A 20,071-nucleotide genomic window follows, 5' to 3' on the forward strand; every position below is an offset into this window, starting at 1 on the left:
CGGTGGCGTCAGGTCAGCGTGTCGATCAGGTCAGCCGCGAGGAGGTCGTCCCAGAGGGCGGGCGGTACGGGGGTGGTGGCGCGGGTGGCGTTCTCGTGGACCTGCTCGGGTGACTGGGCGCCCACGGCGACCGTGGTGACCGCCGGGGCGAGGAGGGGGAACGCGAGGGCGGCGGTCGGCAGGTCCACGCCGTGCCGCGCGCACACCGCGCCGATCGCCACGGCGCGCCGGTACACGGCGTCCGGCATCCGCCCGTACTCGTACGGCAGCGACGGGTCGGGCGTCGGGCGGCTCAGCGCCCCGGAGTTGAAGACCCCGGCCGCCACGACGGCGACGCCCTGGCGCGCGCACTCCCGCAGCAGCGGCGCGGCGGGCTGTTCGAGCAGGGTGTGGCGTCCGGCGACCATCAGGACGTCGGCGAGTCCCGTCCGCACGGCGGCGGTGAGCGCGGCGACGGACTTCGACCCGACGCCGACGGCGCGGACGGCCCCGGCGTCCCGCAGCGCGGCGAGGGCTTCGAGTCCGGCCTCCAGGGCGGCGGCCGGGCTGCCGGGTCCGCCGGGGGCCGCGGCGGCGGGGTCGTACTCGTCCGGGTCGTGCAGGTAGGCGATGTCCACGTGGGTGAGCGCGAGGCGTTCCAGACTGGCGGCGAGCGAGCGTTCGACGCCGTCCCGCGTCACGTCCCAGACCCTGCGGTGGTGTGCCGGGACGGCGAAGCCGTTGGCGAGGTCGTCGGCCGGCCCGTCGGCGCCGGGGCGGTGGGGGACGAGCGTGCGGCCGACCTTGGTGGACACGCGGAACGCGGCGCGCGGGCGCCCGGCGAGCGCGGCGCCGAGGCGCCGTTCGCCCAGGCCCAGGCCGTAGTGCGGGGCAGTGTCGAAGCCGCGCACGCCCGCGTCCCAGGCGGCGTCCACCGTGGCGAGCGCCCGCTCCTCGGGGACGGCGCGGCCGAGGTTGCCGATGCCCGCGCCGCCGAACCACCAGGGGCCGGTGGCGAGGAGCGCGGCGGCCGGGGCGGGCGCGGGGGCGGTCACGCGAGGCTCCAGACGAGGGGCAGGACGGTGTCGTCGCCCGAGTAGTCGTCCTCGACGTCGAGGAGTTCCGCCATCCGGGCCTGCCAGGCGAGGTTCACGGGGTCGTCGGCGAGGGCGGTGCGCATGGCGCGGTAGTCCGTCACCTCGATCTCGTGGAAGAGTTCACGGCCGCTGCGCCAGATGCGCCAGTCCAGGACGCCCGCCGCGCGGAGCCGTTCCGCCAGCTCGGGCGGGATGGCGGCGTGCACGCGGTCGTACTCCGCCTCCTTCCCTGCCTTCAGGCGGGTGTGGACGGCGACGCGCTGGGTCATGCCGGATCTCATCTCTGCGGGATCGCCGGACGTACGGCCCGGCGGGATCGGACGCTCCGATCCAAACATCGGATGTATAGCGCGTCAAGCGTCGGCGCCGGGCGGATCGTTCCCGTTCGCGGGCGTCAACTCGGCGCGCTCATCGGAGGTATGGGCATGCGGGAGGCGCCCGGGAACGGTTCCCCGGGCGCCTCCTCGGAAGCCGCGGCAGCGGGGCCTACTCGTAGATCGCCGCCTGGATCTCCGGGTCCTCGATGTTGCTCTGGTCGTACCAGTGGAACGCCGTGTCGATGCTCTCCGGCAGCTCCTCGCCGTCGATCGCGCTCAGCGCCGCGTCCACCAGCTGCCGGCCCATGTCCACCGGGTCCTGGGTGACGGCGCCGGTCATCTCGCCCGCCGTGATGGCGTCGATCTGGGCCTGCCCCGAGTCGAAGCCGACGACCACGAGGTCGTCACGGCCGCTCTCCCGGACGCCGTTGATGACGCCGATCGCGGACCCCTCGTTCGAGGCGTAGATGCCCGACAGGTCGGGGTTGCTGCGGATGATGGACTTGGCGATCTCGGCGGACTCCAGCTGGTCGCCGCCGCCGTACTGCGGCTCCAGCACGGTGATGCCGGGCGCGTTGGCCGCCATCCACTCCAGGAAGCCGTCGCGGCGCTCCTTGCCCGACAGGCTCGTCTGGTCGTGCACGACGAGGGCGACGGTGCCCTCGCCGCCGACCGCCTCCGCCATGTGGGCGGCGGCCTCGGCGGCCGCGGCCTTGTTGTCGGTGGCGACCGTCGTCACCGGCACGTCGCTCTCCACGCCCGAGTCGAACGCCACGACCGGTATGTCCTGGGACTGCGCCTGCTCCAGCAGCGGGGCGGCGGCCTGCGAGTCGAGCGCGGCGAAGCCGATGGCGTCGGGGGACCTGGCCAGTTCGTTGGTCAGGAGGTCCATCTGCCCCTCCACGTCCGCCTCGGTGGCGGGGCCGACGAACGTCACCCGCGCGCCGCGCGCCTCCGCCTCCTCCTCGGCGCCCTGCTTCACGGCCTGCCAGAACTGGTGCTGGAAGCCCTTGGAGACGATGGAGATCAGCGGCCCGTCGCCACCGGCGCCGCCGCCTCCGCCGCCCTCGCCCTCCTGGCCGCAGGCGGTCATCAGGACAGCCATGGCCGTGCCCATGACGACGGCCATGGTCCTTCTCAGCTTCATCGCCAGATCTCCCTCGTTCTGGTCGGGGACGTTCTCATTGCAATTCCTTCCGGACCTGGTCCGTGTAGACGGCGACGAGGATCACGCAGCCGAGGATGACGTTCTGCCACTCCTGCGGGATGGACATGATCTGGAGGCCGTTGTTGAGCACGGAGATGATCAGCGCCCCGATCAGGGTGCCGATGATCGAGCCCTTGCCGCCGGACAGCGACGTGCCGCCGATGACGACGGCCGCGATGGCCTGGAGTTCGTACCCCATGCCGGTGGCGGGCTGGGCGGAGCCGAGCCGGGCGGAGATCAGTACGCCGGCGAGGCCCGTGAAGAGACCGGCGAAGACGTAGATCACGATCTTCCACCGGCGGACGTCGATACCGGACAGGCCGGTCGCCTCTTCGTTGCTGCCGATGGAGTAGGTGTAGCGGCCGAGCACGCTCTTGGTGAGCAGGACGCCCGCGATGACCGCGATCACCACGAGGATGAGCACGGCGTTGGGGATGTCCACACCGGGGATCAGGCGGCCCGTCGACAGGTCGGTGTAGCCGGAGACCTCGGTGAAGTAGATCGGCGTGCTGTCGGACACGACGAGGGCGAGGCCCTCCGCCACCAGCATCATCGCCAGCGTGGCGATGAACGGCGGGATGCGCAGCACCGCGATGTTGAAGCCGTTGACCAGCCCCATGAGCCCGCCGAACAGGATCGTCAGCGGCACGCCGACGGCGAGCGGCAGGCCCGCGTTCACCATGAAGACGCCCGCCATGACGGCGCACAGCGCCATGCCGGTGCCGATGGACAGGTCGATCCCCGAGGTGATGACGACGAAGGTCGTGCCGATCGCCAGGGTCCCGATGACGACGGTCGAGAAGAGGATCGAGATGAAGTTGTCGTACGTGAAGAAGTACGGGCTGGCGATCGCGAAGAAGGTGTAGATGACGATCAGGCTGGCGAAGGCCAGCACCTGCTGGAGGCGGCTCCTGAGCGCGGCGCGCCGCCCGCTCTCCTCCGGCCGCGTGAACGCCGGCGGCGCTTTCACCGTGGTCATGGCTGCCCTGCCTTCTTCTCCGGGTGACCGGCGGCCTGCGGCTCACCGGCGATGAGGCCAAGTTCGGCGGCGTCGGCCGGGACCTCGTCGGGCCGCAGCGTCGCGTAGTGCATGATGCTCTCCTGGGTCGCCTCGCCTGCTTCGAGCACGCGCGTGACCCGTCCCTCGCTCATCACCACGACGCGGTGGGAGAGGCGGAGGACCTCCGGCAGCTCGGACGAGATCATGATGATCGACTTCCCCTGCGCCACCAGCTCGTTGAGCAGCTGGTAGATCTCCTCCTTCGCGCCCACGTCGATGCCGCGCGTGGGCTCGTCGAAGATCAGCACGTCGCAGTCCTTCACCAGCCACTTGGCGATGACGACCTTCTGCTGGTTGCCGCCCGACAGGTGCTTGGCGGTCTGGTCGGCGGAGGGGGTCTTGATGCGCAGGCGGCCGATCAGCTGCTCGGCCGCCTCCCGCAGCGCGCCGTCCCGGACGAAGCCGCCCTTGGTGAACCGGCCGCGCAGGGCGCTGAGGGCGATGTTGGCCTTGACGTCCTGCTCCAGCAGGAGGCCGAAGCGCTTGCGGTCCTCGCTGAGATAGCCGATGCCGAGCCTGGCGGCGTCGGCCGGGTTCGCGATGCGGACCTCGCGGCCGCGCAGGGTGACCGTGCCCGCCTGGACGGGGTCGGCGCCGACCAGGGCGCGGGCGACCTCGGTGCGCCCGGCGCCCATCAGCCCGGCGAAGCCGAGGATCTCGCCGCGGCGCAGCTCGAAGGACACGTCGGTGAGGAGCGCCTTGGTGGTGAGGCCGCGCACGCCGAGCAGGACCTCGCGGTCGGCGCGCACGTTCTCGGGGGCCGCGTCGGTCCGCAGGGCGCGGCCGACCATCCGGCCGATGATGTCCGGCGTCCCGGCGGTGGCGACGTCGAGGGTGTCGATGTACTCGCCGTCGCGGATGACGGTGACGCGGTGCGCGATGCGCTTGATCTCCGCCATGCGGTGCGAGATGTAGATGACGCCGGTGTCGGGGCGGACGAAGCGGCGGATCAGGCCGTGCAGGGTCTCGACCTCGGCGTCGTTCAGGGCGGCCGTGGGCTCGTCCATGATGAGGACGCGCGGCTCGTACGAGAGGGCCTTGGCTATCTCGACCATCTGCTGGTTGGCGACGGTGAGCCGGCCGACGACCGCGCGGGGGTCGAGGGGGAGGCCGAGGCGCTCCAGCAGGGCGGCGGTGTCGGCGTTGAGCTTCCGGTCGTCGAGCAGCAGTCCGGCGCGGCGGGGCTCGCGGCCGATGAAGATGTTCTGTGCGACGGTCAGGTCGGGCACCAGGTTGAACTCCTGGTGGATGATGCTGATGCCCAGTTCGGTGGCGTGTCCGGGTCCGGTGGGCCGGTAGGGCTCGCCGTCCAGCCGGAAGGTGCCCTCGTCCGGGGTGTGGATGCCGGACAGGAGTTTCATCAGGGTGGACTTGCCCGCGCCGTTCTCGCCGACCAGGGCGAGGACTTCACCGGGGCGCAGGTCAAGACGCATGCCGTGGAGGGCGCGGACGCCGGGGAAGGACTTCCCGACGCCCTCGACCTCCAGGAGTGCTTTCGTCATCGCAGGCCTCTCGTTCACCGGACGAACTCCCGCAGACCGTAGACCCGGGTGCCGGTGCCGGACAGGACGTGTGTCCGCTCTGCCGCGGACAGCTCGCCGATCAGGGCCGAGGTGATCTCCCAGGCGCGGGCGTAGCCGCCCGCGGGGAGTGTCATCGGCCAGTCGCCGCCGTACATCAGCCGCTGCGGGCCGAAGCAGGCGAGCGCGGTCTCGGCGGCGGGGCGTACCGCTTCGGTGGTGAAGGGGACGCCGGGGGTCTGGAGCCCGGAGAGCTTGGCGACGACGTTGGGCCGCTCGGCCGCCGCGCGCAGGGCGTCCTGCCAGGCGCGGAACGCGGCGGGGTCGGCGGGCGGTTTGCCGAGGTGGTCCACGACGATGGTCAGCTCCGGCAGCGCGTCGGCCAGGGCGGTGACGCCGGTGAGGTGGCGCGGCCAGGCGTCGGGGACGTCGAAGGGCAGGCCGCGGCGGGCGAGCAGGGCCAGCGAGCGGCGGACGGCCGGGAGTTCGAGGAAGTCGTCTCTCGGGTCGTCGTGGACCAGGTGGCGGATGCCGCACAGCGCGGGGTGCGACTGCCAGCGGTCGAGCTGCCGTTCGGCGGTGGCGGGGTCGTCGAGCCGTATCCAGCCGACGACTCCGGCGATCCACGGGTGGCGGTCCGCCTGGGCCAGCATGGACGCGGTGTCGGCCTCGGAGTCCTCGGCCTGGACGAGGACGGCGTGGTCCACGCGGGCGGCGGTGAGCTGGGCGTGCGCCTGTTCCGCGGTGAAGTCGGCGTGCAGCGGCCCTTCGGGGGGCAGCCATGCGTACGTGCTGACCGTGCGGTCCCAGAGGTGCAGGTGGGTGTCGAGCACGGGCTCGTGCTGGTCCGACCGCTCCGGCTTGGAGGTGTCACTCGCCACGGGAGTGCTCCTGGATGGACTGCCGCAGCATCTCGGTGCCGGCGCCGGGGGCCTTGGGCGGGAAGTAGCGTCCGTCGCGGACATCCACCGGGGTGACGAAGTGCTCGTGCAGGTGGTCGACGTACTCGATCATGCGGCTCTCGGTCGTGCCGGAGACGGCGACCGAGTCGAACATGGCCAGGTGCTGCACGGCCTCGCACAGGCCCACGCCGCCCGCGTGCGGGCAGACGCGGACGCCGAACTTGGCGGCGAGCAGGAGGATCGCGACGTTCTCGTTGACGCCCGCGACGCGGGTGGCGTCGAGTTGCAGCACCGACATGGCCTCGGCCTGGAGGAGCTGCTTGAACAGGACGCGGTTGGCGCCGTGTTCGCCGGTGGCCACGGGGACGGGCGCGATGGCGCGGGCGATGGCGGCGTGGCCGAGGATGTCGTCGGGGCTCGTCGGCTCCTCGACCCAGGCGATGTCGAACGGGCGCAGCGCCTCGATCCAGCGGATCGCCTCGGGGACGTCCCAGCGCTGGTTGGCGTCGATGGCGAGGCGGATGTCGGGGCCGATGGCCTCGCGGGCGATGCGCAGGCGGCGTATGTCGTCGGCGAGGTCGCCGCCGACCTTCAGCTTGATCTGGGTGAAGCCCTCGGCGACGGCCTCGCGGCACAGGCGGGCGAGCTTCTCGTCGTCGTAGCCGAGCCAGCCGGGCGTCGTCGTGTAGGCGGGGTAGCCCTGGTCGAGCAGGGCGGCTTCGCGTGCGGCGCGTCCCGGCTCGGCGGCGCGGAGGATGCCGAGGGCCTCGTCCGGCGTGAGGGCGTCGGTGAGGTAGCGGAAGTCGACGAGGGCGACGATCTCCTCGGGGGTGAGGGACGCGAGGAGCTGCCACAGCGGCTTGCCCGCGCGCTTGGCGCGCAGGTCCCACAGCGCGTTGACGACCCCGCCGATGGCCATGTGCATGACCCCCTTCTCGGGGCCGAGCCAGCGCAGCTGGGAGTCGTGCACCAACTCGCGCCAGACGCCGCCCAGATCGGCGAGCGTCGCCGCGACGTCGCGGCCCACGAGGCGGCTCTCCAGCAGCCGCAGGGCGGCGACCTGGACGTCGTTCCCCCGGCCGATGGTGAAGACGAACCCGTGTCCCTCGTGGCCGTCGTCCGCGTCGGTGAGCAACCGGACGTAGGCGGCCGAGTAGTCGGGGTCCGGGTTCATCGCGTCGGAGCCGTCCAGCGTCCGCGAGGTGGGGAACCGCACGTCGTGGGCGTGCATGGCGATAAAGCGGGGCACGGACACACTCCCTTGTATGATCTACATCACCGCGACCATAGACATCGGATGTCTAGCACGTCAAGACTCGCGTCCTGCCGCTTTTCTGTCCTAACATGCGGGAAATCACGCCCTGATACACCCGACCAATGTGCTGTAACGGCGGCCTGGCGGAAACCCGGCCGCAACGCAGCGGCAATCCGGCGGCGTCGCAGCGACGACGCTGCCGCTGACGCGAGGAGTGCACGGTGAAGCTCGCCCGTCTGGGACCGCCCGGCCAGGAGCGGCCGGTGGTCGTCGAGGCCGCAACCACCTACGACCTGACCGGACTCACGGCCGACATCGACGGCGGCTTCCTCGCCTCGGGCGGCATCGCCGCCGTCCGCGCCGCGCTCGACGCGGGCGGCCTCCCCGAACTGCCGGACGCGGACGCGCTGCGCGCCGGCCCGCCGGTCGCCCGGCCGGGCGCGATCCTGTGCATCGGCATGAACTACGCGGCGCACGCCGCCGAGTCGGGAGCCGCACCGCCCGAACTGCCGCCGCTCTTCCTGAAGACCCCCAACACTCTGGGCGGCCCCGACGACCCTGTCACGATCCCGCCGGGCAGCGAGCACACCGACTGGGAAGTCGAACTCGGCGTCGTCATCGGCACCCGCGCCCTCTACCTCGACTCGCCCTCGGACAGCCTCGCGCACATCGCGGGCTTCGTCCTGGCCAACGACGTGTCCGAACGCCGCTACCAGCTGGAGGAGTCGGGCGGCCAGTGGAGCAAGGGCAAGTGCGCCCCCGGCTTCACGCCGCTCGGCCCCTGGCTGGTGACGCCCGACGAGGTGGACCACGGCGCGCTGCGGCTGCGCAGCCGCGTCAACGGCGAGCCCCGCCAGGACTCCACGACGGCCGACATGGTCTTCGGCGTCGAGTACCTCGTCTGGCACCTCAGCCAGTACCTCGCGCTGGAGCCGGGCGACGTGATCCTGACCGGCACGCCGGAGGGCGTCGCGCTGTCCGGCCGCTTCCCGTACCTGGCGCCGGGTGATGTCGTGGAGGTCGAGATCCCCGGACTCGGCGCGCAGCGCCAGGAGTTCGTGGCGTCGCACAAGCGGGCGGCACGGGCGGCGGAGACGGCACAGGCGGCTCAGACGGAGAAGAAGGTGACGGCATGAGCGAGTTCGACGGCCTGGTGGCCGCGGTGACCGGCGGCGCCTCGGGCATAGGCGCCGCCGTGGTGGCGGCCCTGCGGGAACGCGGCGCCCGCGTCGCCGCGCTGGACCTGACGCCCGTGGAGAGCGAGGAGGGACTCCTCGGCGTCCGCGCCGACGTCACCGACGACGCCTCCGTACGGGCCGGGATCGCCACCGTGGCCGAGCACTTCGGCGGCCTCGACATCCTGGTCAACAACGCGGGCATCGGCGCCCAGGGCGGCGTCGAGGACAACGACGACGCCGAGTGGCTGCGCGTCCTCGACGTCAACCTGCTCGGCATGGTCCGCGCGAGCCGCGCCGCCCTGCCCCACCTGCGCCGCTCCCGCGCCGCGGCCATCGTCAACATCGGGTCGATCGCCGCGACGGCCGGGCTCCCCCAGCGCGCCCTCTACAGCGCGACGAAGGGCGCGGTGGCCGCCCTGACGCGCGCCATGGCGGCCGACCACCTGCGCGAGGGCGTCCGCGTCTCCTGCGTCCACCCCGGCACGGCCGACACCCCCTGGATCGGGCGGCTGCTCGACCGCGCCGACGACCCGGCGGCCGAACGCGCGGCGCTCCAGGCCAGGCAGCCGCACGGCAGGCTCGTCTCCCCGCAGGAGATCGCGCACGCCGTCACGTACCTCGCGAGCCCGCTCGCGACGTCCACGACCGGCGTCGGCATCTCCGTGGACGGCGGCATGCAGGACCTGCGGCTGCGCCCGGCCGGCAGCTGACCCCGGGGCTGAAGGCCTCCCCGCCGCCGGGCGGGGAGGCCTTCGGCTTCCGTCGGTCAGTCCCGGTCGATCAGCACCTCGCGCAGCCACTGCTCGACGCCCGCGATGTGCACGGTCGCCAGCGCCGCCGCGATGCCGGGCTGCCGCCTGGTGAGGGCCTGGAGGATGGCGCGGTGCTCGCCGAGCGTGCGCTCCACCACCCCCTCCTGCGTCAACCCGCGCCAGGTGCGGGCCCGCTGGGTGCGGCCCGAGAGCGACTCCACCAGGGAGGCCAGCACCGCGTTGCCCGAACCGGCGGCGATCCGCCGGTGGAACTCCAGGTCGTTCTCGACGAGTTCGTCGACCGTGGGCGAGTCGCCCAGCGAGTCGAGCAGTTCGCCGAGCCCTTCGAGGTCGGCGGCCGACATCTTGAGCGCGGCCATCTCGGTGGTGGCCGGTTCGATGACGCGGCGGGCCTCCAGGATCTGCAGCACGGTGTCGTCGCGGTGGAAGTCGACGACGAAGCTCATCGCGTCCATCAGCAGCGACGGCTCCAGGCTGGTCACGTACGTCCCGTCGCCGCGCCGGACGTCGAGCACGTGGATCAGCGACAGCGCCCGTACGGCCTCGCGCAGGGAGTTGCGCGAGAGGCCGAGGCGTTCGGCGAGGTCGGGTTCCCTGGGCAGCCGGTCCCCCGGGCTCAGTTCGCCGCTCACGATCATCTGCTTGATCGCCTCGATGGCGTCGTCCGTCACCGACATCGCGGTCCTCCCTCTCCCCCGGCACACGGCCGTACCGGAGGGTCCGCACACACGTCCCGCCGATGCAGGCACGATACATCGGATCTTTCCGCGACCGGTGACCGGCACCCCGCCTGACGTGGGCCGCCGTACCGCGCATCCCCGTCGCGGCGACGGGACTTGGGGCTGCGGGCGGGCGGGCCGTGTCCCCTGGCGCGCCATCTCGTTGGTCCGTCCGGGCGACCGGCATCGGAGGAGACAGTGGGGCGTTTCGAGATCACCACGGCGGGCGCGGCGGACCTGCCGACGCTCCGGCGGTGGGCGGACGACGAGGGCTGGAACCCCGGCGAGTCGGACCTCCCCGCCTTCCAGGCGGCCGACCCGCGCGGCTTCCTCCTCGGCAGGCTCGACGGCGAACCGGTCGCGTCCGTCTCGGCCGTGCGGCACGGCCCCGGCTTCGGCTTCCTCGGCCTCTACATCGCGCGCCCGGAGGTGCGCGGGCAGGGGTACGGGATGCGCATGTGGCGGGCGGCGATGGAGCGCTTCGGCGACCGGAACGTGGGGCTCGACGGGGTCGTCGCGCAGCAGGACAACTACCGCAGGTCCGGCTTCCGCCACGCGTGGAACCACATCAGGTACGAGGGCACCCTCCCCACCGGTGCCGCCGCCGACGCCCCGGACGGCGTGACGCTGGTGGACGGCCGTTCGCTGCCGTTCGCGGTGCTCGCCGACCACGACCGCCGCTACTTCCCTGGCGAGCGCGACACGTTCCTCGCCCAGTGGGTGGCCCTGCCCACGCACACGTCGCTGGCCGCCGTGGCCGACGGGGCGCTGCGGGGCTTCGCGGTGGCGCGCCCGGCGAGCAGGGGCACACGGATCGGCCCGCTGCACGCCGACTCCGAGGCCACCGCCCACGCCCTGCTGACCGCCCTCGCCACCACCGCACGCCCCGGACCACTGGTACTGGACGTCCCGGACGTGAACCCACCCGCCGTACGGCTGGTGGAACGCCTCGGCTTCACACCGGTCTTCGAGTGCGCCCGCATGTACACGGGCCCGACACCCGAAACGGACACGGCGGGCATCTTCGCGGCGACGACGATCGAACTGGGCTAGGCCATGTGCGGGGCTTTCGCCGGTCAGTGTTCTCGCCCGTCCCGCTCGGGCAGGTCGCGGAGGCGGGCGATCGGGCTGAACACCAGGATCAGCGTGCTCAGTGCCAGCGACACGGCGATGATCCACATCGTGGTCTGCAGGCCGACGACGGTACCGAGCGCAGGCGGTTGGCCGCGATCGCCCCGGCCTAGCCGCCGCCGATGACCACGACCTTGCTGGGGTTGGTGTGTGCAGTCATGCCCTCAGGACATCGCGGACCCGTCGAAACGTGACAGCACACCATGTGACACGCGCCCCTCGCACGATGTCGGCCGCCGTCAGGGCAAGAGCCGCCACGACGGTGGCGGCTCTCGCGGCGGGGCGTGTGCGGGGGTGGTGGGTCAGGTCGTGGGGGTGAGGGGGATGCAGGTCGCGCTGAAGCGGACCGAGGCGGGCTGGCCGCTGCTGTTGCTCACGCTGGCCCGCCAGCCGTTGCCGTCCGCGTGGCTCTCCTCGATGTACACGCCGAAGTTGCCGGTGACCTTCTCCACGCCGCCGCCGGTGACGCTCGTGCCGTCGGGGCAGGGGGTGGTGTGCTCCAGGCTGAAGCCGGGGACCACGTCCATCACCTCGCTCTCCACGGTGACGGTGGGCTGGGTCGGTCCGGCGGGGCCGGCAGGTCCGGCAGGGCCTTCGGGTCCGGCGGGGCCCTCGGGGCCTGCCGGGCCAGGGGGGCCTTCCGGGCCGGGCGGGCCCTCGGGGCCGGGTGGGCCGGGCTTCGAGCAGCCGTGCTTGCAGCCACCGCCCTGCCCGCCCATGTCAGCGGCCGCCGCCGATGCCGCCGACGCCGCCCCGGCCAGCAGCACCGTGGTCAGCACGGGCACCGCGGCACGGCGCAGCAGAGTCGCACGCTTCCGTCGCATTCCGTCCTCCAGGAGGTGACGAGGGATCTCACCGCGCACACTCCTCCAGGGAGGCGCGGAGTGTGTCGATGCAATCACGCGCCGCATCCGCCCGCGCGCCGTGCGCGTCCGGCCGGGGTCAGTCCGGCGCCGTGCCCGACGCGAGGAACATGGGGACCGCCAGGAAGAGCCGGTCGGTGTCCGCCCGTACGCGCTGCTCCGCCAGCCAGCCGTCCGCCTGCTCGCGCGTGACCGCCCCGGAGGCCTGCGCCGCCGCCGCGAGCGCGGCGAGCACCGGCAGTGCCGAGGGGCCGGTGAACACCTCCGTGCGCACCTCGGCCGTCACGTCCTCGAACCCGGCGTCCAGCAGCAGGCCGCGGTAACGGCGGGCGGCGCGGGGCGCGGTGACGACGTCGGCGCGGGCGTGCACGAGGGTGCGGGTGAGCGCCGGGTCGTCGGAGTCGATGACGACGGTGTCCCAGTCCTGGCCCGCGAGGACGGCACGTCCGCCGGGCGCGAGGACCCGCCGGGCCTCGGTGAGGGCCCGTTGCGGCTCGCGCAGTTCGTGAAAGAGCTTGTCGGCCCGGTAGCCGTACACGGACGCGCCGGCCAGCGGCAGGTCGTACGCGCCCCCGACGCGGAGGTCCGCGTCGGGCCAGCGTCCCCTGGCCAGCTCGATCATGCGGACGTCCTGGTCCACGCCGACCGCCCGTGCGCCGCGCCCGTCCAGTTCGGCGACGGCGCGCCCCGCGCCGCACCCCACGTCCACGACGCGCGCGCCGGGCGCGAGGCGCAGCAACTCGTAGGTGCGCTCGCGCAGTCCGCGCATGCCGGGCTGTCGTTCGACCGCGTCGAGACGGGTGACGAGTGCGTCCGGTCGTTCGGTTCGGCTGGTCATGGGCGACAGGCTGCGACTTCATGTCGGCGTGAAGTCAACGGTGAACGTTCCGGGGCGCTGCTCCGTCATAGGAGGACCGAGGAGAGGACGAGGATGCGCGGGCCGGTGCGGGAGCAGACGGAGCGGATACGGGCCGTCCTCGCCCTGGGCGGAGTGCCCTGGGGCGACCTCGACGACGGCCTGCAGCAGGTGCGCCTCAAGCTGCTGACGGAGGAGGCGAGGGGGACCGGGAGCATCCGTGACCGTGACGCCTGGACGGCCGTGGTCGCCTCGCGCGTCGCGGTGGACTGGCACCGCGCCAGGACGCGGGAGGCGGACCTGCGGGCGCGGCTCGCCGCCCGCTGGGAGCGGCACCGGGGGACGGAGCACGCGCAGGAGGACCTGCCGCTCGCGCTGTCCGTGGCGAGCTGCCTGGAGAGCCTGTCCCGGCCGCAGCGCCAGGTGATCACCTTGCGCTACTACATGGATCTGAGCGTGGCGGAGATCGCCTCCCTGCTGGAGATTCCGGCGGGCACGGTCAAGAGCCGGCTCCACGCGGCCGCGGCGGTGCTCCGCGACCGGCTGACCGAGGAGGGGGCGGACCGCCGTGGATGAGGACGGGTTCACGCCGGAGGAGGCGGCGCGGCTCAGGGCGGCGCTGGCGATCATCGGCGCGGAGGCGGGGCGCGTTCCCCCGGCGGACGCCCTCGCGGGCCGCCGTACGCGGAAGGAGCGCCGGAGGGGGGCGTTCCTGGCGTCGGCGGCCCGCGTGGCGGCGGCGGGGGTCGCGGCGGTGGCGGGGTTGACGGTGGTGGGGGCGGTGGTCCTGGGGATCGTGTCCGGCTCCGGGCCGGGGGGAGCCGGGGGCGCCGAGGACGGTGGCGGGCAGGGGCTGACGCTCGTGGAGTCGGTCGCCTGCGCCGACTTCGTCGCGGAGGGCGAGGTGACGGGCCTGCGGCCGTCGGACGAGCCGGGCAGGATCGTCCTCGGCCTGGCCGTCGAGGAACCGCTCGTCCCGGCCGGGGAGGCGGGCCCGGTGGAGCTGGACATCCCCGAGCCGGACCCGGACACGGTCCCGCGGGTGGGCGAGCGGGTGTTCGTCCTGGTCTACGGGCAGCGGGACATCCCAGCCGATCTGGTGCGGGGCGCCGCCGTGCCGGACATGACGGCGCAGTACAGGGAGGCCCTGCCCGCCGCGGAAGGGCTGGAGTGCCCCGACTTCTGGCGGGACGCGTACGGCTACGACGAGCCGGGCGGCGGGTGACGGCCGCCGTCCGTGCTCCCGCCGGGCGCCAACGTCGGGCCGTACGTCCCGCTTCGCCCTCCGGCTGGCCACAGGCGGCCCGGTTGCGACTTAATGGCGGTATGGAGACAACCGTGATGGCCATCGGCGACGTCGCGGCCCGTTTCGGCATCGCGACGCACGTCCTGCGGCACTGGGAGGCGTGCGGGCTGCTCGACCCGGCGCGTGACGGGGCCGGGCGCCGCCGTTTCGGTCCGGCGGACGTGACGCGTGTGGCCGTCATCCTGCGGGCCAAGGAAGGGGGGCTGTCCCTCGACGCCATCCGCGCGCTGCTCGCGGCGGGCGGTGCGGGGCAGCGCCGTGACGTGCTGCACGCGGAGGCCGAGGCGCTGCGCGCCCGTATCGCCGCGGCGCGGGCGTCGCTCGCGCTGGTCGAGTGCGCGCTGGGCTGCGAGCACGACGACGTGACGTCCTGCGCGCACTTCCGCAGCGCGGTCGCGGACAGCGCCGTCCGCCGAAGCCATGCCGCTTCGGCATAATGGCGCGTCGTGGATCTGGTCGCGGCCTGCCGGGCGTTCGTCAGCGTGAGCGAGCGCGGGAGCTTCACGGTCGGCGCGGCGGCGGCGCGGATGGCGCAGTCCGTCGCGAGCCGCCGCGTCGCCGCGCTGGAGCGGCATCTCGGCGGGCGGCTGCTCGACCGGTCGCCGCGCGCGGCGACGCTCACCCCGTTCGGCCGGGGCGTGCTGCCGTCGGCGCGGCGGCTCGTCGAGCTGGCCGACCGTCTCGAACGCGAGGCACGGGCGGCCGGGCGGCGGCCGCTGCGGCTCGCCGTCCCCGCCGGCAGCTCCACCGGGGCCCTGGCGCGGCTGATCGCCGAGGCGCACGGCCACGGCGTGACCCTCGACCCGCGTCCCGCCTCACCCGCCGAACGCGCGCGCCTCGTCGCGTCGGGCGAGGTCCACGCCGCGCTGCTGGCCGTCCCGTCGGCGGACGCCGCCTGAACGGTTCCGCTCGGCCTGGCGCAGGCGGACGACCCCGGCGAGGGGCCGTTCTGGCTGGACACGCTGCGCCCCGCGCGTGCGGACGGCGACCGGCGGCCCCGGCACGTACGGGTGCAGCCGGAGGACGACGTGCCGCATGTCCGTGACCGCCTCGCCCGGCTCGGCGACGCCGTGGGGCTGCGTCCGGCGCAGGTAGGGGTCGCGCGTACGGCGGCCGCCGCTGTCGCGGACGTGCTCGGCCGGGGCGACGCGCTGCTGTGCTCGGCGGCGGAGGCGGTGGACCTGGGCCTGGTGTGGCGTCCGCTGGGCGAACTGCCGGATCTGGCGCGCGGTTTCGCCCTGGTGCCGGCCGAGGGCGCGGACGGGGAGACGGAGCGGTTCCGCGCGGCATGCGCCCGGGGGATCGCCCGCTGCCTGGGCGCGGGGGCAGCCGGATGAGCGCGGGCGGCGGGGGCTTCCTGGCCGGGCTGCGGCGGACGCTGGAGGACGGCGGGCTGCGCGGGTCGTTCCTCGTGCGGGATCTGGCGACGGGCGACGAGCTGGGCATCGACCCGGACGTGGAGTTCCCCGTGGCGTCGCTGGTGAAGGTGCCGCTGGCCCTCGCGACGCTGGAGCGGATCAGGCGGGGCGAACTGGACGGCGCGGCGCCGGTCGAGGTGCCGCCCGGGCGGATCACCACGCCTGGCCCGACGGGCGTGAGCCGGTTCCGGCACCCGGCCCGCATCGCCGTGGACGACCTGCTGTACCTGAGCACGAGCGTCAGCGACGGCGCGGCGGCCGACGCGCTGTTCGGGCTGACGCCGCCCGCCGGGGTCGCGGCCGAGCTGCGGCGCGCCGGGCTCGGCGGCATCACCGTGCGGCACACGATGGCCGAACTGGCCGACACGCCGGTGGAGCGCTTCGACACGGCGCGGGCGCACCTCGCGCACGCCCTCGCGATCGACGCGGGCACGCCGGGCGGCGGGCACCGCGTGCCGCAGCTCGACCTGTCGCGCGCCAACACGGGGACGGCCCGCGCGTTCACGGACCTGCTGTGCGCGGTGTGGACGCGCCCCTCGCCGGTGCACCCCGATGTCGCCGCGCGCCTGCGGGAGTTGATGCGGGACAACGTGCTGCGGCACCGGCTGGCGCCCGACTTCGCGTCGGACTCCGCCGTCTGGTCCTCGAAGACGGGGACGCTGCTCAACCTGCGGCACGAGGTGGGCGTGGTCGAGCACGCGGACGGGCGGAGCTACGCGGTGGCCGCGCTCACGGAGTCGCGGGTGGCGGCGGCCGGGCAGCCGGGCGTGGACGCGCTGATGGGGCAGGTGGCCAGGCGGTTGCGGGACAGGCTGCGCGCGGCGGCGACCGCGTGACGCTGTCCGATGCCGAATCGGCATGGGGCGGGGCGCGGCGGTCTTGGACCCGGGGGGCGGCGGGCGGCGAGGGTGGGTGCGTGCCCGGGAGGTGCCCGGGGTCGGGAGGTGCCGTTGATGGCCGGATCGTCGCACGTCGGGGCCAGGAGTGGGGTGGTGTGGGCCGCGGTGGCGCTGCTGGCGGTGTCCGCGTGCGGCCGTGAGCCGGGCGGGCCCGAGCCCGCGGCATCACCTTCGGTCGCCGCCGGGGCGGTGTCGGCCGAGGCGGGGGAACGCGCGTTCCGCGACCTGGAGCGGGAGTTCGACGCGCGGCTCGGTGTCTACGCCCTCGACACCGGCACGGGCCGTGAGGTCGCCCACCGGGCGGACGACCGGTTCGCGTACGCCTCCACCTTCAAGGCGCTCGCGGTGGGCGCCCTGCTGCGGGAACGCGGGACGGCGGGTCTCGACGAGCTGGTCGCCTATACGCGGGACGACCTGATCGACAACTCGCCCGTGACGGAGGACTTCGTGGACAGCGGCATGAGCCTGCGCGAACTGTGCGCGGCGACGCTCTGGTACAGCGACAACACGGCCGCGAACCTCATCCTCGAAGCGCTCGGCGGCCCCGACGCCCTCCAGGCGGTGCTCGCCGGTCTCGGCGACGACGTGACGGAGATGGACCGCTGGGAGCCCGGCCTCAGCGAGGGCGCGCCGGGCGACGTCAGGGACACCAGCACGCCGCGCGCGATGGCCGGGAGCCTGCGCGCGTTCCTCCTCGGCGACGCCCTGGAGCGGGACGAACGGACGCTGCTCACCCGCTGGATGACGACCAACACGACGGGCGAGACGCTGGTCGCGGCGGGCGTTCCCGAGGGCTGGGACGTGGCGGACAAGAGCGGCACGGCCGGGTACGGCGGGCGCAACGACATCGCGGTGGTGTGGCCGGACGACGGGGGCGGCCCCGTCGTGATCGCCGTCATGTCCAGCCGCGGCGAGGAGGGTGCCGAACGGCGGGACGAGCTGGTCGCCGGGGCCGCGGCGGCGGCCGTGGCGGGGCTGGGCCGCTGACCGCGCAGGACCGTACCGGACCGGCGGCGCGGTCAGCAGGCGAGCAGTTCGGGCAGGTGGTCGGGGGCGAGGGCCCGTTCGATCACCATGAACGCCGCGCCGCGCACGGCGGCGCGGTCGCCCGCGAGCGACTGCACGATGTCCAGCTCGCGGGTGGCCAGCGGCAGCGACCGCTGGTAGACGACCTCCCGCACCCCGGCGATCAGGTGCTCGCCCGCCTGCGACAGGCCGCCGCCGATGACGATCACCGACGGGTTGAAGAAGCTGACGGCGGTGGCAAGCACCTCGCCGATGGCCCGGCCCGCCCCCCGCACGAGGGCCACGGCGGGCAGCGACCCGGCGCGGGCGAGGGCCGCGACGTCGGCGCTCGTGTCGGCGGTGATGCCGTCGGCCGTGAGCCGGGCGGCGATCGCCGCGCCGCCCGCGACCGCCTCCAGGCAGCCGACGTTGCCGCAGCGGCAGGCCGCGTCCGCGCCGTTTTGCAGCCGCACATGGCCCATGTCGCCCGCGACGCCCTGGGAGCCGCGGTGCAGCGCGCCGCCGGAGATCAGCCCGCTGCCGATGCCGGTGGCGGCCTTGACGAAGATCAGGTCGGGGCGGTGCGGCCAGTGGGTGCGGTGCTCGCCGAGCGCCATGGCGTTGACGTCGTTGTCGACCAGCGTGACGGCGCCGAGCCGGTCGCGGACGAACCCCGGGACGTCGAAGCCGTCCCAGCCGGGCATGATCGGCGGGTTGGTGGGCCGCCCCGAGGCGTGCTCGACGGGCCCGGGCAGGCCGATGCCGATGCCGAGCAGGTCCGCGGTGCCCCTGCCGGACGCGGCGAGCAGCGACGCGGCCAGCTCGCAGACCCGTTCGAGGACGGCGCGCGGGCCGTCGGTGACGTCCTGGGCGCGGTAGCCCTCGGTCAGGACCTCGCCCACCAGGTCGGTGACGGCGATGCGCAGGTGGCGCGCGCCCACGTCGACGGCGAGCACCGTGCGGGCCGCCGGGTTGAAGGCGTACATCGACGGGGGCCTGCCGCCGGTGGAGCGGCCGTTGTCGGCGCGTCTGACCAGGCCCGACTCCAGGAGCGCCTCGACCCGTTCGGCGACGGTGGACCTGGCCAGCCCGGTCTCGGCGGCGAGTTCGGCACGCGTGCGCGGGCGGCCGTCCCGTACGGCGCGGAGCACGGCCGCCGTGCCCGCGGCGGGGCCCGCGGGGAGCGGCCCGGTCCTTGTCATGAGGTCCCTCCACCGCGATTCGCTGAAGCAGGGCGTTGCTTACGCTACCCCAGGGACGTCTTTGCCTGTGTGGGGCGGGAGTTGCGCCGGGGAAAGCAGAACTTTCTATTGACGCCCGGTAGAAGTGTTCCTACGTTGTCGCATGGCAGCGCGGCCGGCGCCGGCGCCGCCAGGGCCACACACCCCGTGGGCGCGGACGACGCCCACCCGCCACGCCGTCCGTCAGTGCCCCCGTCCCCCGCCCCACGACTCCACTGACCGATCCCGGCGCGTGCCACCCCACCGCACGCGGCCGCCTCCTCCCCCACAGACGGTCCACGACGTACCCCGAGCCACCCGAACCACCCCGTCGCGGCCGGTGCCGCGCGAGGTCATGCCTTCAGGAGCCGCCATGTGTTACGGATTCTCTGATCACCAGGCACACGCCGCCGCCCGCACGGAAGGCGCCGGACGGCGCGCGCTGCTGCGCGGCGCGGTCGGCGGCGCGGTCGGCGTGGGAGCGGCCGCCGCCCTCGGCGGGACGGCGCAGGCCCACTCGCGCGGACGCGGCAGGTCCCTCGTCCCGCGCGAGCTGATCAGCCTCCAGCTGTACAGCATGCGCGACGACCTGAACGGCGAGGCCGGTTTCGACGCGACGCTGCGCGCCGTGGCCCGCACGGGGTACCCGCGCGTCGAGCAGGCGCTCGGCTACTTCGGCCGCACCGCCACGGAGCTGCGCGACTTCTACCGGCGGCTCGGCCTCAAGGCGACGTCGAGCCACGACGGGATCAGCCCCGACGACGCGGCCCTCGCCACCAAGATCCGCAACGCGCGGGTGCTCGGCCAGTCGTACATGGTGGTCCCGTGGCTCGACTCGGAGAAGCTGGACGACTGGAAGCGGTACGCCGAGCAGATGAACCACGAGGCGGAGGCGGCGCGCCGGGCGGGCATCCGCTACGGGTACCACAACCACGCGCACGAGTTCACCCGCGACCTCGGGGGCGGCGTCACGCCGTGGGACGTCCTCACCGGCGAGCTGGACCGGCGGCTCGTCCACCTGGAGATCGACATCTACTGGGTGGTGACCGGCGGCATCAACAGCGGCGACGGCGTGCGCGACCCCGAGCGGTTCGCCATCGACGTCATCCGCAGCGCGCCGCAGCGGGTCCGCCAGTACCACGTGAAGGACCGCGACCCGGTGACCGGCGACATGGCCGACCTCGGCACGGGCATGATCGACTTCCCGCGCATCTTCCGCGCGCATGCGGTGGAGGAGTACATCGTGGAGAACGACACCCCCGACGTCACGCCGCTCCAGACCGCCCGCGTCGGCTACTCGTACCTGCGCAACGTGCGCTGCTGACCGCGCACTTCACCGCCCGCTTCACCACCCGCTGACACCAAC

At 74.0% G+C, this 20,071-nt stretch carries 22 protein-coding genes; 11 read left to right on the top strand and 11 right to left on the bottom strand.

Annotated features, from left to right (window positions below; all coding sequences use genetic code 11):
- Positions 1 to 8 precede the first annotated feature (8 nt).
- The 7 genes from ACIBPC_RS23345 to ACIBPC_RS23375 form a co-directional block, all read right to left on the bottom strand.
- Entirely contained in the window at positions 9 to 1,034 is a 1,026-nt protein-coding gene (locus ACIBPC_RS23345; RefSeq protein WP_398847228.1) for an aldo/keto reductase, read from the bottom strand.
- Positions 1,031 to 1,345 (bottom strand): L-rhamnose mutarotase, encoded by a 315-nt coding sequence (locus ACIBPC_RS23350; RefSeq protein WP_398847230.1) that lies wholly within the window; start codon positions 1,343 to 1,345, stop codon positions 1,031 to 1,033. The genes ACIBPC_RS23345 and ACIBPC_RS23350 overlap by 4 nt, the downstream gene beginning before the upstream one ends.
- A gap of 217 nt (positions 1,346 to 1,562) precedes the next feature.
- Positions 1,563 to 2,540 carry an ABC transporter substrate-binding protein gene (locus tag ACIBPC_RS23355; RefSeq protein WP_362968072.1) on the bottom strand — a complete coding sequence of 326 codons (978 nt, stop codon included), beginning with the start codon at positions 2,538 to 2,540 and terminating at the stop codon, positions 1,563 to 1,565.
- Positions 2,541 to 2,574: 34 nt separating this feature from the next.
- Positions 2,575 to 3,579, bottom strand: coding sequence for an ABC transporter permease (locus ACIBPC_RS23360; protein ID WP_362968073.1), 1,005 nt, complete (start codon positions 3,577 to 3,579; stop codon positions 2,575 to 2,577).
- Positions 3,576 to 5,162: a sugar ABC transporter ATP-binding protein gene (locus ACIBPC_RS23365; RefSeq protein ID WP_398847232.1), complete on the bottom strand. Its 1,587-nt coding sequence runs from the start codon at positions 5,160 to 5,162 to the stop codon at positions 3,576 to 3,578. Before ACIBPC_RS23365 ends, ACIBPC_RS23360 begins: the two co-directional genes overlap by 4 nt.
- 14 nt (positions 5,163 to 5,176) lie before the next feature.
- A complete protein-coding gene (locus ACIBPC_RS23370) occupies positions 5,177 to 6,061 on the bottom strand; it encodes an amidohydrolase family protein (RefSeq protein ID WP_398847234.1) in 885 nt (294 codons plus the stop codon).
- Complete coding sequence (locus ACIBPC_RS23375; protein WP_398847657.1) at positions 6,051 to 7,313, bottom strand: L-fuconate dehydratase; 1,263 nt, start codon at positions 7,311 to 7,313, stop codon at positions 6,051 to 6,053. Before ACIBPC_RS23375 ends, ACIBPC_RS23370 begins: the two co-directional genes overlap by 11 nt.
- Before the next feature lie 245 nt (positions 7,314 to 7,558).
- Here ACIBPC_RS23375 and ACIBPC_RS23380 point away from each other — a divergent pair, with 245 nt between their 5' ends.
- Positions 7,559 to 8,473: a fumarylacetoacetate hydrolase family protein gene (locus ACIBPC_RS23380; protein WP_398847235.1), complete on the top strand. Its 915-nt coding sequence runs from the start codon at positions 7,559 to 7,561 to the stop codon at positions 8,471 to 8,473.
- Positions 8,470 to 9,225 (top strand): SDR family NAD(P)-dependent oxidoreductase, encoded by a 756-nt coding sequence (locus ACIBPC_RS23385; RefSeq protein WP_398847237.1) that lies wholly within the window; start codon positions 8,470 to 8,472, stop codon positions 9,223 to 9,225. Before ACIBPC_RS23380 ends, ACIBPC_RS23385 begins: the two co-directional genes overlap by 4 nt.
- A 56-nt stretch (positions 9,226 to 9,281) precedes the next feature.
- Here the strand turns inward: ACIBPC_RS23385 and ACIBPC_RS23390 are convergent, their stop codons facing one another.
- The gene (locus ACIBPC_RS23390) at positions 9,282 to 9,965 is read right to left on the bottom strand and encodes a FadR/GntR family transcriptional regulator (RefSeq protein ID WP_362968078.1); all 684 of its coding nucleotides are present in this window, start codon (positions 9,963 to 9,965) and stop codon (positions 9,282 to 9,284) included.
- A gap of 240 nt (positions 9,966 to 10,205) precedes the next feature.
- Here ACIBPC_RS23390 and ACIBPC_RS23395 point away from each other — a divergent pair, with 240 nt between their 5' ends.
- A complete protein-coding gene (locus tag ACIBPC_RS23395; RefSeq protein ID WP_398847240.1) occupies positions 10,206 to 11,060 on the top strand; it encodes a GNAT family N-acetyltransferase in 855 nt (284 codons plus the stop codon).
- A gap of 380 nt (positions 11,061 to 11,440) precedes the next feature.
- Here the strand turns inward: ACIBPC_RS23395 and ACIBPC_RS23400 are convergent, their stop codons facing one another.
- Positions 11,441 to 11,962: a hypothetical protein gene (locus ACIBPC_RS23400; protein ID WP_398847242.1), complete on the bottom strand. Its 522-nt coding sequence runs from the start codon at positions 11,960 to 11,962 to the stop codon at positions 11,441 to 11,443.
- Between the two features lie 118 nt (positions 11,963 to 12,080).
- On the bottom strand, positions 12,081 to 12,839 hold the full coding sequence (locus ACIBPC_RS23405) for a methyltransferase domain-containing protein (protein WP_398847244.1): 759 nt from the start codon (positions 12,837 to 12,839) through the stop codon (positions 12,081 to 12,083).
- A 93-nt stretch (positions 12,840 to 12,932) separates the two neighbouring features.
- Between ACIBPC_RS23405 and ACIBPC_RS23410 the strand changes: the two genes are divergently transcribed.
- From ACIBPC_RS23410 to bla, 7 genes are all read left to right on the top strand, one after another.
- Positions 12,933 to 13,433: an RNA polymerase sigma factor gene (locus ACIBPC_RS23410; RefSeq protein ID WP_398847246.1), complete on the top strand. Its 501-nt coding sequence runs from the start codon at positions 12,933 to 12,935 to the stop codon at positions 13,431 to 13,433.
- Positions 13,426 to 14,082, top strand: a complete 657-nt coding sequence (locus ACIBPC_RS23415; RefSeq protein WP_398847248.1) for a hypothetical protein — start codon at positions 13,426 to 13,428, stop codon at positions 14,080 to 14,082. The genes ACIBPC_RS23410 and ACIBPC_RS23415 overlap by 8 nt, the downstream gene beginning before the upstream one ends.
- Before the next feature lie 101 nt (positions 14,083 to 14,183).
- The gene (locus ACIBPC_RS23420) at positions 14,184 to 14,600 is read left to right on the top strand and encodes a MerR family transcriptional regulator (RefSeq protein ID WP_398847250.1); all 417 of its coding nucleotides are present in this window, start codon (positions 14,184 to 14,186) and stop codon (positions 14,598 to 14,600) included.
- 9 nt (positions 14,601 to 14,609) lie between these two features.
- Positions 14,610 to 15,062, top strand: a complete 453-nt coding sequence (locus tag ACIBPC_RS23425) for a LysR family transcriptional regulator (RefSeq protein ID WP_398847252.1) — start codon at positions 14,610 to 14,612, stop codon at positions 15,060 to 15,062.
- Positions 15,063 to 15,191: 129 nt separating this feature from the next.
- The gene (locus ACIBPC_RS23430; RefSeq protein WP_398847254.1) at positions 15,192 to 15,500 is read left to right on the top strand and encodes a hypothetical protein; all 309 of its coding nucleotides are present in this window, start codon (positions 15,192 to 15,194) and stop codon (positions 15,498 to 15,500) included.
- Positions 15,497 to 16,417: a serine hydrolase gene (locus ACIBPC_RS23435; protein ID WP_398847256.1), complete on the top strand. Its 921-nt coding sequence runs from the start codon at positions 15,497 to 15,499 to the stop codon at positions 16,415 to 16,417. Before ACIBPC_RS23430 ends, ACIBPC_RS23435 begins: the two co-directional genes overlap by 4 nt.
- Before the next feature lie 117 nt (positions 16,418 to 16,534).
- Positions 16,535 to 17,467, top strand: coding sequence for a class A beta-lactamase (gene bla, locus ACIBPC_RS23440; protein ID WP_398847258.1), 933 nt, complete (start codon positions 16,535 to 16,537; stop codon positions 17,465 to 17,467).
- A gap of 32 nt (positions 17,468 to 17,499) precedes the next feature.
- Here bla and ACIBPC_RS23445 read toward each other — a convergent pair whose 3' ends face one another.
- On the bottom strand, positions 17,500 to 18,687 hold the full coding sequence (locus ACIBPC_RS23445) for an ROK family protein (RefSeq protein WP_398847260.1): 1,188 nt from the start codon (positions 18,685 to 18,687) through the stop codon (positions 17,500 to 17,502).
- Positions 18,688 to 19,078: 391 nt separating this feature from the next.
- On the opposite strand from ACIBPC_RS23445, the gene ACIBPC_RS23450 reads away from it, so the two are divergent.
- Positions 19,079 to 20,029 carry a sugar phosphate isomerase/epimerase family protein gene (locus tag ACIBPC_RS23450; RefSeq protein WP_398847262.1) on the top strand — a complete coding sequence of 317 codons (951 nt, stop codon included), beginning with the start codon at positions 19,079 to 19,081 and terminating at the stop codon, positions 20,027 to 20,029.
- Positions 20,030 to 20,071: the final 42 nt, after the last annotated feature.

It is taken from the genome of Streptomyces sp. NPDC049879, from assembly GCF_044461265.1.
Lineage (GTDB): Bacteria > Actinomycetota > Actinomycetes > Streptomycetales > Streptomycetaceae > Streptomyces.